The organism is Limnoraphis robusta CS-951 (assembly GCF_000972705.2).
This window is the reverse complement of the sequence record NZ_LATL02000236.1, coordinates 1-11,776: the sequence shown is the minus strand read 5'-3', so window position 1 is coordinate 11,776 and position 11,776 is coordinate 1. Positions and strand designations below refer to the sequence as shown.

General features: G+C 40.2%; 9 protein-coding genes. 3 read left to right on the top strand and 6 right to left on the bottom strand.

Going from position 1 to position 11,776, the window contains the following annotated elements:
* Positions 1-78: 78 nt before the first annotated feature.
* Both WN50_RS20195 and WN50_RS20190 read right to left on the bottom strand, forming a co-directional pair.
* Positions 79-1,308 carry a TRM11 family methyltransferase gene (locus tag WN50_RS20195; RefSeq protein ID WP_046278340.1) on the bottom strand — a complete coding sequence of 410 codons (1,230 nt, stop codon included), beginning with the start codon at positions 1,306-1,308 and terminating at the stop codon, positions 79-81.
* 4 nt (positions 1,309-1,312) lie between these two features.
* A complete protein-coding gene (locus WN50_RS20190; protein ID WP_235441038.1) occupies positions 1,313-1,714 on the bottom strand; it encodes a hypothetical protein in 402 nt (133 codons plus the stop codon).
* Positions 1,715-1,889: 175 nt separating this feature from the next.
* Here WN50_RS20190 and WN50_RS20185 point away from each other — a divergent pair, with 175 nt between their 5' ends.
* Entirely contained in the window at positions 1,890-2,720 is an 831-nt protein-coding gene (locus WN50_RS20185; RefSeq protein WP_200906324.1) for a TRM11 family methyltransferase, read from the top strand.
* A gap of 228 nt (positions 2,721-2,948) precedes the next feature.
* Positions 2,949-5,399 carry a hypothetical protein gene (locus WN50_RS20180; RefSeq protein WP_053221560.1) on the top strand — a complete coding sequence of 817 codons (2,451 nt, stop codon included), beginning with the start codon at positions 2,949-2,951 and terminating at the stop codon, positions 5,397-5,399.
* Positions 5,400-5,668: 269 nt separating this feature from the next.
* Here the strand turns inward: WN50_RS20180 and WN50_RS20175 are convergent, their stop codons facing one another.
* The 4 genes from WN50_RS20175 to WN50_RS20160 all read right to left on the bottom strand — a co-directional run bounded on the left by WN50_RS20175 (position 5,669) and on the right by WN50_RS20160 (position 9,757).
* On the bottom strand, positions 5,669-6,274 hold the full coding sequence (locus tag WN50_RS20175) for a hypothetical protein (RefSeq protein ID WP_046278337.1): 606 nt from the start codon (positions 6,272-6,274) through the stop codon (positions 5,669-5,671).
* A gap of 18 nt (positions 6,275-6,292) precedes the next feature.
* Complete coding sequence (gene purC, locus WN50_RS20170; RefSeq protein WP_046278336.1) at positions 6,293-7,027, bottom strand: phosphoribosylaminoimidazolesuccinocarboxamide synthase; 735 nt, start codon at positions 7,025-7,027, stop codon at positions 6,293-6,295.
* A 119-nt stretch (positions 7,028-7,146) separates the two neighbouring features.
* A complete protein-coding gene (gene glgX / locus WN50_RS20165; protein WP_046278335.1) occupies positions 7,147-9,204 on the bottom strand; it encodes a glycogen debranching protein GlgX in 2,058 nt (685 codons plus the stop codon).
* A 130-nt stretch (positions 9,205-9,334) separates the two neighbouring features.
* Positions 9,335-9,757 carry an NUDIX hydrolase gene (locus tag WN50_RS20160; RefSeq protein WP_046278334.1) on the bottom strand — a complete coding sequence of 141 codons (423 nt, stop codon included), beginning with the start codon at positions 9,755-9,757 and terminating at the stop codon, positions 9,335-9,337.
* Between the two features lie 56 nt (positions 9,758-9,813).
* Here WN50_RS20160 and WN50_RS20155 point away from each other — a divergent pair, with 56 nt between their 5' ends.
* On the top strand, positions 9,814-11,508 hold the full coding sequence (locus WN50_RS20155) for an FHA domain-containing protein (RefSeq protein WP_049560463.1): 1,695 nt from the start codon (positions 9,814-9,816) through the stop codon (positions 11,506-11,508).
* Positions 11,509-11,776 lie beyond the last annotated feature (268 nt).

Genomic DNA, 11,776 nt, shown 5'->3' with positions numbered 1-11,776 from the left:
ACATTTTTCTATAAATCAACTCAATAATCTCACGGACAATATTATACAAGTAATTCGTCTTTAACTCATAACAAAATATTAAGCTTCTTCCCAAGTTGCAGAGACACAATACTCGTATAATTCCTTTTTACAATTTCGTTTCCTAATGATTTCAAAGCTAATTTTTTTATAGCCTAGCATTTTCATAGACTCAGCAAGTAGACTAGCCGTATCAACTCTATTACCAAAGAAGGTCGAATTGCCAACGATATAATCAATCTTAGTGCCATCCTTGAGAAGATGCCGAAGCGATCTTAAATGTAGGTGCATATCATAAAAGTATTTTAACACATAAATTGATAAAATATGGGCATTTTTACCCTCGGATTGACCAATGTTTTCTACCGCATTATAAACAGATTCTGGTAGTAAATTAACTTCATCTATCTGCCAAGATTTTAGTCTACTGGTTGCAATTCCCCAAGTTCCACCAATTGCCATCCAATCTATTTCACCCGCTTCTTTTGCTTCATTTAGAAATTTAGTCCAGTACATATAGGGACGTAGTTCACGAATATAACTGATTCGATTTGGATAAGGTGGTGAAGTAATTACCCGATCTACTTTTACTCCATTTAGATTAATCACACAACGAGAATCTGCCCTAATTACCTTCGCACTACCTTTAATAGGTTTTGAAGTAGACTTCAATATTAAATCAAGGATATTAATAAAAAGTTGTTCAATCTGCTCAACTTCAAAAGAGTTTACTGTTTCACTAAATGACATTGAAACATGATTAAATGCTGCCGATGAAGTCTCAATGACTAGCCGACAAAAGGCAATCCAAACAATTCCATTATCTGCACTATTTTCAGGTTCACCAAATTGTTTAACCAAAGTATATCTGAGTGCAGAAAGAATTTTCAATGTTTGAATAGACCACCAGCGTTCAATATTAAATATGTTAGGTATCCAGTGTTCTTCTCCCAGAGAGGATTGAAATTCTACAAGAGCATTATTAACACTATGACGAATCTCTATGATTTGCTCCTCAGAATAGTTTTTGCATTTAATATTTCCCAGCCAAACTAAAAAGGGATTGATGTCAAAAGTAAAAGCTTTATATGCGTTTTCAGCCGCAACAAGTGCGGTTGTTGCTGTTCCAGAAAAAGGATCAAGAATAATTAAGTTTTGCTCCGCACTCATTAATAGTTTTTCAACCAGTTTCACGCTATAAGCTGGAGTCAAGCGCAGCCATCCATGTCGCCCATAACTACAGTTGTATTTGAAAGTATAATCTGCTCGTTGCTTGAGAGTCGGTGACATCAATTTACTTTGCACTCAATAAAATTTCTAGTGTCGTTAACATTTCTTTCTTGATTAATTCAGAGTTTCTCTGGAAGAAGTCTGCTAAATCATAATCTAAAACATCTTTACAAAAAACAAAAAGAGAGGTTATACTACTACCGGAGACGTTTCCAATAATTACTCCACCTCGGCTATTGCGATAACGTAACACTAGATCAGCATCAATTTGAGAAGAGAATATTGCAAAAACAGGTAAATATCCATTAGCCCAAGCAACAGCAACATTATCTATATCAGCATTTTGTCTCTTGCTATCTTTGCTTTTGTATCCCTGGCGAACCTCAAAGACTGCTCCATTTGCTGGAACAGCAACAACCGCACTTGTTGCGGCTGAAAACGCATATAAAGCTTTTACTTTTGACATCAATCCCTTTTTAGTTTGGCTGGGAAATATTAAATGCAAAAACTATTCTGAGGAGCAAATCATAGAGATTCGTCATAGTGTTAATAATGCTCTTGTAGAATTTCAATCCTCTCTGGGAGAAGAACACTGGATACCTAACATATTTAATATTGAACGCTGGTGGTCTATTCAAACATTGAAAATTCTTTCTGCACTCAGATATACTTTGGTTAAACAATTTGGTGAACCTGAAAATAGTGCAGATAATGGAATTGTTTGGATTGCCTTTTGTCGGCTAGTCATTGAGACTTCATCGGCAGCATTTAATCATGTTTCAATGTCATTTAGTGAAACAGTAAACTCTTTTGAAGTTGAGCAGATTGAACAACTTTTTATTAATATCCTTGATTTAATATTGAAGTCTACTTCAAAACCTATTAAAGGTAGTGCGAAGGTAATTAGGGCAGATTCTCGTTGTGTGATTAATCTAAATGGAGTAAAAGTAGATCGGGTAATTACTTCACCACCTTATCCAAATCGAATCAGTTATATTCGTGAACTACGTCCCTATATGTACTGGACTAAATTTCTAAATGAAGCAAAAGAAGCGGGTGAAATAGATTGGATGGCAATTGGTGGAACTTGGGGAATTGCAACCAGTAGACTAAAATCTTGGCAGATAGATGAAGTTAATTTACTACCAGAATCTGTTTATAATGCGGTAGAAAACATTGGTCAATCCGAGGGTAAAAATGCCCATATTTTATCAATTTATGTGTTAAAATACTTTTATGATATGCACCTACATTTAAGATCGCTTCGGCATCTTCTCAAGGATGGCACTAAGATTGATTATATCGTTGGCAATTCGACCTTCTTTGGTAATAGAGTTGATACGGCTAGTCTACTTGCTGAGTCTATGAAAATGCTAGGCTATAAAAAAATTAGCTTTGAAATCATTAGGAAACGAAATTGTAAAAAGGAATTATACGAGTATTGTGTCTCTGCAACTTGGGAAGAAGCTTAATATTTTGTTATGAGTTAAAGACGAATTACTTGTATAATATTGTCCGTGAGATTATTGAGTTGATTTATAGAAAAATGTAACAAATTTATTTGATATATTTGTCCGCGCCAAATTAATCTCAGTTTCAACTAGGGCAAAGAAGCAACAACCATGATAAACTAGATTTGGGAATCAAACTTTCACTCTCAATATTCCAATTTGCAGAACTAAATCTAGGAAGATTTAATCATGGATCAACCTCGTATTTTTACTCAGAGCCGTCGTCATTTTCTGGGTAGTCTAGCTTTGGGTACTCTTGGCTTGATGGCGAAGGACTGGCTTTATCCCTCCCGTGCATTTGCAGATTCTTCAGCTTCAGGAAATAACACTTCAACTCGCGAGATTTATCACATTTTTGTTCCCTATACTGAAGCTCGTAGCGGGGGACAACAGATCATTACCTTACGTTCAGGAGAGACTCAACTAATATCAATTCCAGCAAAACTTCAAGACAATGATGAGAAAATGATTTCCAGGGTTGGTTTAGAAGGTGAAGATATTGTCGTCGTTTTCCATACTTTGTATGATAAGATTACAAGAATAGACTCTAAAATTTATGAAGAAATTGAAAAGACCAAATTCATAGAACAATCAAGTCAAGAAAAATGTAAGTCCGTTTACGAAGACATTGAAGATTCTAAATATATCAGCGATATAGAAGCGCTGGAATTACTCGATTATATGATTTATTCTTCATCAAAGCTAGATCCTCAGATTCAACAACGGTATGAAATCGCCAGCAAAAACTCCCGTTTAGTTGGAATTGAACAGGCGATCGCATCTGCACTAGCCGAATCAAATTTAACGCAGAAAGAGAAGAAAACAATACGAGGAACCTGGGAATACGTCCGAGCGGGTGAACCCGTTCCCGATTTTAAAGCCCTGACCGATCTTGATACGATTATTACCAACTCTACCCTTCCTCTCACGATTCAACAAATTTACTCTCTTTCCAGCGCCACTTCCAGGGCTTTAACAGTTGACTTTATTTTAGTTAATTTCATCAAAGAAAGTCAAAAATTGAGTCCGGGTCGCCAGGAAGAATATCTGGCAATTTACGATCAAGTTCGTGATGGTGGAACTATCTCTGAATCCGATGTGGCGACTTTAACATCTTTAGACTCATTTATTGAAAAAGCCAATATTCCAGAAAATGCTAAAGTTGTTTATTTCGTAACCCGAGAGCAAGATTTCAACAGTGAAGGCAAGTCTAGTGTTGAAAACTTTACAGAAAAAGCAGTTACCTTGGAACAAGATTCTAAAGAACCTAAAAAGAAATTATTGAAGACTGCTGCAAAGAGAGGAGGTGCTATTGTACCCCAAGCAACTAGACTGCTAACAACAATAGGAGCAGAAACCGCAACAGGAGTAACTCTCAGCAGTTTGTCGGGAGCAGCAGCAACGAATGCAACATTAGCCTTCCTCGGCGGAGGTTCCGTCGCCGCAGGGGGTTTGGGAATGTTGGGGGGATTGGTTGTGGCAACCGGAGGCGCCGCGTTAATTGGTGCCGCAGGACTGGTCTCTGTGGCGTTAGTCTCGCAAATGGATAGCCAAGACTTAACGAATTTGGGCGTTGCAATTACAACCGGAACCCTGGCGGGTGCGGCGAGCGTTTTTGCGGCTTGGACTGCGGCGAGCGCTTTGGGCGTTGCGGGTACATTTTCGGGGGCTGCGGCTATCACTGCAACCATGTCGGCTTTGGGTGGACTGGGTGCAATAACAGGCGGCGCCGCTCTTGTCGCTTCTGGAACTGCTTTTTTAATTTGGTCATTTTTGGAGGGAGGAAAGAAACGAGATGGGAATATACTGCGTCAGTTGGAAACTCGTATCTACACTTTAACCCAAGATCCAACACCTGATTCTTTAGGAGAATTGGTACAAGAAATGCGTTCTGGGTATGGGTCTTTTCTGAGTCGGGATAGTTTTTATGCTCCCTATATTCCCCTAGATAAACTTTCAAATGCTTTATCTACTTGGCTATCGGTTGATTATAACGAAAAAGTCCTATCTTTAATAGACACCAGTAGATCTCATGATGCTAAAAATGGCATAGCGTTGACGGATCAAAGAATTACCTGGAAAGAGGACTTAATTCAATATCAGGATCTGGCGAAGTTATCCAATCGTCAGTTCTTGTATTTGCTCTCGAATTATCGGGACAGAAACCATTTGAGGTCTTTAATAAACTTTGTAGAAACATCGCCCAATCCCAAAGACTATGAAAACTTAGTTAGATTCTTTAATGTTCAATTGGGTGAACTGCTATCAAATAAACAAGATGCTGAGGAGTTATTTGTGTTTGTAGATCGGGTGAAAACATTTTATGGTATAACTGAAGATTATCAAAGTTTAGCTAAATTTGTTGATCCCAAGTTGGCGAAGCTTATCTCTAATGAAAAAGATAGAACAGAATTATTTGAATTTGTAGATGTAGTTAATAAAATATTTTATGACCGACAAAGCTATGACTACTTGGCTCAATTTTTTAACAACGAATTGGTCGAAGATCTTGCCAACTCTAACAGTAGACAAGATTTGTCGAAGTTAATAGCATTAGTAGAAAAATTAAATGATGAACAAGATCAGAATAAATTTGTTCAAATACTCAAGGAGGTTGGTCAAAGATACAGTTTAGCATAGAATATAGTTCCTAACAAATCTCGCGATCGCCTCTTTCAAAACGCTCTATTAATTTAGTGACTCTAGAGTGCGGTCGCGTAGCCTCTTTCAATAAAAATTCCTTTTTTTAAACTGTTCCACTCCAATTTATCATATGATATCCGGTTGATTAATGCCTGTTATGGTGGGGGTGGGGCGGGTTTAACTCAATCTCGGAGTGGTCGCCCTCGATCTTCGGCTGAGGAGCGCCCCTACATCACAATCATTGATTAGTCGGATATCATATCACTTTAACCTAACTGAGAAACACCATGAACTAAAATCCCCATAATTTTTGTTAAATCTCGCAAATAATACTCAACTAAATCAATACTAATCACCTGTTTATTTAGCTTGAGAAACTTCCAAATATTACCCGAAGTCACCACACCATAAATACTTTGAATTTGATTTCCTTCTCGTTCGTTAAACAGTTGGGCGGCGATCATTTCAGCAATACATTGACCCAAACCACTGTTAATATTTTCTTTCTTGGCTTCTACCAACGTCACAACGGGCGATCGCACAAACAAAATTTCTCGCTCTCGACTGATGAGAAAATCACAAGTTCCGTTTAAACCCAATTCGGGAGCGACATTAAATTCCGTTCCCGAAAATAAGCTGATTTGGTCTTGCAATTGTCGTCTGAGTTCGAGTAAAATGGGAGCAATAATCAACTCAGAACGAGCTTTTTCTGTGCTAATTGCCAGAGCGAGAGGAACATTGTATTCTAAAGTTTGCAGTAGAAAAGAACTACATTCAACTTCGGGAATCTCTACAAACAAGTTAACCTGTTCTAATAGGGTTAAGTTAAATGTTTTGACGACTCGCTCTAGAGTAAATTCACTGTAAGACATCGCTCCCTATGTTCTATTTTAACTCATTTTTGTTTGGGCTAACACTCGTTCTAGAACTTGTTGATAAGCCGACTCCACATTTCCTAAATCGTGGCGAAATCTATCTTTATCCATCACCCTTAAATTGGGGTCTGTTTCGCCTTTATTCCACAAACGGCAGGTATCTGGACTAATCTCATCGGCGAGTACGAGTTGACCCTCTGACGTGTAACCAAATTCGAGTTTAAAGTCTACTAACGTAATCCCACATTGATCAAAAAACTCCGACAAAACTTGATTGATTTTCAGCGATAATGTTTTAATTTCGTCGAGTTGTTCGGGTGTGGCTAACTTCAGTAAAAATAAGCGATCGCCTGTTAGTAACGGATCACCCAATTCATCATTTTTGTAGCAATATTCGACTAAAGTGGGTTCTAAAACAGTCCCCACTGCAATTCCCGTTTGTTTACATAAACTTCCGGCGGCGATATTACGAACAATCACCTCTATCGGTACAATTTTAACCCGTTTTACTCTCATTTCATTCGGAGCAACCGTATCAATAAAATGAGTCGGAACTCCTTCAGCTTCTAAGAGTTGAAACAAGTGAGTCGAGATGGTATTGTTAATTTCACCCTTGCCTTGAATTGTCCCTCGTTTTTGAGCATTAAAAGCTGTCGCGTCATCTTTAAAATAGGCAAGCAATATTTCGGGATCATCTGTTGTGTAGACAATCTTCGCTTTCCCTTCGTATAGTTTTTGAGGAGCAGACATAGAAATTGATTAACTCTAGAGATGTGTTTACTGTTGAAATTATAAACAGAGAGAGGCTCCAATGGAACATCCAATTTGATTGGAGTTTGTCAACTGAGTTTTCACGGACAAACCCTTGTCTATTTTGCCATTAAAACAACCGATGAACGAGGATTAACTCGATAGCGAAGGGCTTTAACAGCCGGCGCCACTTTCACATCATAAAGATCATGGGGGGCTGCTAGCCCTGTATCGACAATTCTGTGCCAATATTGTCCAGAGGGCAAGTTAGGTAGCTCAAATGTTAAAGCTTCCCAATAAGAACTCAACATAATATGAAGATATTCTCCTGTATCGGGATGACGCAAACTAAAGGCTAAATAACGAGAACTTTCTCCCCAATTCGGTTTATCTAAACGCAGTCCATGCCAAGTAATATAGGGTAAATGTTTACCTTCAGCTTGCAAAATGGTGTTAATCCGGAACATATGTCGTTCTTGAGTAAAACGAATAATTCCCTTCATAAAACGCAGAATGTCAGCTTGTTTACCAATATCACTCCAGTCAAACCAACTCAGTTCATTATCTTGACAATAGGCGTTATTATTTCCGTGCTGGGTGCGTCGAACTTCATCTCCCATTAAAATCATCGGTGTTCCTTGAGAGACAAATAAAATTGTCAGAAAATTCTTAATTTGTTGTAGACGTAAAGCTTCTATGACAGGATTATCAGTTAACCCCTCTTCTCCACAGTTCCAACTCACATTATAATTACATCCATCCCGATTTTTTTCTCCGTTGGCTTCATTATGTTTCCCATTATAAGACACCAAATCATTAATCGTAAATCCATCATGGCAGGTAATAAAATTAATACTACAATGGGGTTCACGATCAGGTTGAGGATAGATATCAGGACTCCCCATAATTCGCGCCGCAAGCTGTTGAACTTTGCCTGGATCACTTTTCACAAAACTACGAACATCATCCCGATATTTTCCATTCCACTCAGTAAAGCGATCGCCTGCAAAAGAGCCGACTTCATACAATCCTCCCGCATCCCAAGCTTCTGCAATTAGCTTAGTTCCCGCTAAAACGGGGTCAGATTTAATAATCCATAAAATCGGTGCATCTTCTATCGGATAACCATTTTTATCGCGAGAGAAAATTGACGCCAAATCAAACCGAAAGCCATCGACGTGCATTTCTGAAACCCAATACCGCAAGCAATCTACAATCAACTGACCCGCAATTTCATAGTTAGCTTTAACCGTATTTCCACAACCACTATAGTTGCTATAATACTGCCCATCGTATTCCTCTAAAATATAATACAAGGCATTATCTAAGCCTCTAAAAGATAGCGTCGGGCCGTTGTGATTTCCTTCGGCTGTATGGTTAAATACAACATCCAGAATCACTTCTAATCCCGCTTTATGAAATGCTTTGACCATATCTTTAAATTCTTCGACTGGCCCAAGCGGATCACGACGGGAACTGTAACCCCGATGGGGAGCAAAAAAGGCAACAGTGCTATACCCCCAATAGTTTCTTAAAGGAAGAACAGCATCCTGTTCATCAAATTGGTGAACGGGCATTAATTCAACCGCCGTAATTCCTAAGTCTTTTAAATAAGGAATTTTTTCGACTAAACCTGCATAAGTCCCTCGTTTTTCCGGGGGAAGTCCCGAACTGGGATGGCGAGTAAAGCCCCCTACATGAAGTTCATAAATAATCGTTTCTGAGTAGGGAATTCTTAGCGGTAAATCTCCTTCCCAGTCGTAAGCTTTCGGATCAACAACAACACTTTTAAACGCTTTAGCACAATTATCTCCGGGTTGAGATGCAGCACCCCGACTGTAGTTTTCATCATTAACAACAGCTTTAGCGTAGGGATCAAGTAATACTTTTTCGTAATCAAAACGATACCCAGCTTCGGGAAAGAATAAGCCATCAGCCCGATATCCATAAATTTGTCCAGCTTGCATCCCCTCAATAAAAACGTGCCAATAATAGAACGTTCTATTAATATTGGGATCAAGGAGAATAACTTCTGAAGGTTGAGCCGCATCCGGAGTATCAAACAGAAGTAACTCTAGAGATTTACACGTTTTAGAGAAAATACAAAAATTAACTCCGTTCGGGTAAACTGTTGCCCCCAAAGGATAGCTCATACCAGTCAGAACATTCATACTCATAAGCGTAGACTCCGTGATTAATTCTTGATTTCGATGACTCAACTGTTGTCTCTAAATAACCCGATTATAAAATGATCAATAAAAATAGACGATATTCAATTTTCCCGAAACTCAATGAACTGCTAACGCTCTAAAAATTGGCTTCAAGGTTAGCCACCCGAACCTCAGCCTGAAAAAAATCTTCTAAAATTTGATTACACTCAAATGCTAGCTGAGTCTGCTGAATTTGAGAGCGACTAAAATAAGCCAAGCGTTGTCCTTCATTCAGTTTAACTTGATTGAGGTCTAAATTTAGAGATTGCCAAAAAACATATTCATCACAATCAACCCAGTGATATTTTCGCCAAAAGTAGACTTCCCCCACATCAACTTCTATTTCTTCTAACAGTTCTCGATGAATACAGTCTTTTGGAGATTCGCCCTCTTCCTTAAATCCCCCTAACAAATTCCAGGTATTGGGAAAGGGAATAGCACTTTTTTGATCCCGCAAAACCAGTAGAACTTGATGCAGATCGTTGAGTATAATGATTACACAACCAATCGGCTTTTTCATGTTAGACTAACAAAGAAATTCACTTTGCCTCTTAATTGAACATTGGTTTAAACTGAATGTCGCGTTCTGACAGTCCCTGCCTCAGTCTTGCAATCGCTCGCCTAAACACACGTGAAGCCAACCATTTCGCCACCTGGGTTGTACAGTCACCCTACCCGAGTGGGTATGTTCATCACGACTGCATTTTGCCAGAGACTCTCTCCCAGGCTTGGCAAGCTTGGTTAGAGATGTTTTCCCCCCAAAGTTTAGCGCAGATTTCCCCCCTTTCTTCTCCTCAACCGATGATTTCCCTGGCCTCCACAGACTCCAGCCAAAAGTTGAGTTACAGCAGTCGCCTGATGCAACATTTAGGCATTCATCTGTGGCAGTGGTTGTTCCAAGGCGCAATACAAAACAGTCTGCATCGCAGTCAAGGCATTGCCATCGGACAAGATCAACCCTTGCGAGTTCGACTCGATGTGCGAGAAGCTGACCTGATCCCTTTACCTTGGGAAATTATGCAACCCCAAGCAGGTCAACCCGCGATTTCTCTGAGTCAACAACTCCTGTTTAGCCGAACAACCAGTGATGTTAATCCTTTACCACAATATCAACCCGCTCAGTTGTTAAATATTTTACTGGTCTTAGGACAGCCAGAAGCTGAAAGCAAAAACAGTCCAGGCTTACAACCCCTAGAAAAATCTTCTCAAATTCAACAATTGCAGTTAGAACAAGAAGCCCAACAATTAAGTCAAATTTTCACCACCTGTAGTTCCCCAACAGAAGACCCCTATCCAGACAACCCCGCCCCCTGTCGCGTCACCACCTTAATACAACCCAGCATCTCCCAACTGATCGCCCAACTGGAAACCGGAGAACATAACGTTTTATTTTACGGAGGTCACTGCATCCCCGCTCCCGATGGCGGCTTGTTATTTTTGCAACCCGATGTCACCCTCAACGGGACTGAACTCGCTCAAGTCCTCGTGCGCTGCGGTGTGGTCATGGCCGTGTTTAACGCCTGTTGGGGCGCTCATCCAGCCTTCGATCTGACACCCTCCCCAGAAGCTATTTTCCAAGCCATCCCCAGTAGCAGTTTAGCCAAAGTCTTAATTCATCATGGGGTTCCGGCTGTCTTGGGAATGCGAGACTCGATCACCGATCAAGAAGCCCTCAGCTTCATTCAAGCCTTCGCTCAAGCCCTCGTCGCCCGTAAACCCATCGATCAAGCCGTTGCGATCGCCAGACAGCATTTATTACCCCTTTATAAATTTAATCACCCCGCCTGGACGCTTCCGGTGTTGTATATGCACCCGGAATTTAGCGGAGAATTAATGCAACCCCTCGAAGAAATCAGAACAGAACTCCCCGTCAATTCTCCCACTTGGTTGGGCTATGTCTCTCCAAGGGCTTGGTTACGTCTACCCAGTCGCTTAGACAACGGGGAGACAGTCGCCCCGCAAATCTGGCCAATCGAAGCCGGAAGTGTTCGAGTCGGGCGAGGAGAAGATAATGATATCGTGATTTCTGAACAATGGGTATCGAGTAAACACGCAGAAATCTTTTCTCGCAATAGTAACGATGATCGCAGCCAACCCAGCTTCTTTCTGCGCGATTTTTCCCGCTATGGCACCCTAGTCTTAGCAGAAACCGGATGGCTGCGAGTTCATCACCAAGAAGTTGCCTTAAAATCAGGAACTCAGTTAAAATTCGGCAGCTCCCAAGGTCAAGCATTAGAGTTTATGATCGAGCCAGCCCAGCCCTCAATATAAGTCCAGCCAGATTCCGTAATCTGAGAAAATGTTATTGTAGCTAGGGAAGTCAGGTTGTCAATGCTAGTCATTGATTAGCAATTCAAGCTAAATATACAGATGAATTGACATACTCCCCATTTCTAAAGAAAGGGGATTCTCCAAGCCTCACGGCTTTGGATTACTGATTCATTGACAACCCTTACAGCAAGCTAGTTTCCTAACCTACTCTTTGAGGGGTTCGTCTCCCCAGTCGTTCATCCCATTTCAGAGATAGTTTCGGTATGCC

Coding starts and splice junctions, on each gene's coding strand:
- WN50_RS20195 (WP_046278340.1), bottom strand. CDS start 1,308: ATGTCACCGACTCTCAAGCAACGAGCAGATTATACTTTCAAATACAAC.
- WN50_RS20190 (WP_235441038.1), bottom strand. CDS start 1,714: ATGTCAAAAGTAAAAGCTTTATATGCGTTTTCAGCCGCAACAAGTGCG.
- WN50_RS20180 (WP_053221560.1), top strand. CDS start 2,949: ATGGATCAACCTCGTATTTTTACTCAGAGCCGTCGTCATTTTCTGGGT.
- WN50_RS20175 (WP_046278337.1), bottom strand. CDS start 6,274: ATGTCTTACAGTGAATTTACTCTAGAGCGAGTCGTCAAAACATTTAAC.
- purC (WP_046278336.1), bottom strand. CDS start 7,027: ATGTCTGCTCCTCAAAAACTATACGAAGGGAAAGCGAAGATTGTCTAC.
- glgX (WP_046278335.1), bottom strand. CDS start 9,204: ATGAGTATGAATGTTCTGACTGGTATGAGCTATCCTTTGGGGGCAACA.
- WN50_RS20160 (WP_046278334.1), bottom strand. CDS start 9,757: ATGAAAAAGCCGATTGGTTGTGTAATCATTATACTCAACGATCTGCAT.
- WN50_RS20155 (WP_049560463.1), top strand. CDS start 9,814: ATGTCGCGTTCTGACAGTCCCTGCCTCAGTCTTGCAATCGCTCGCCTA.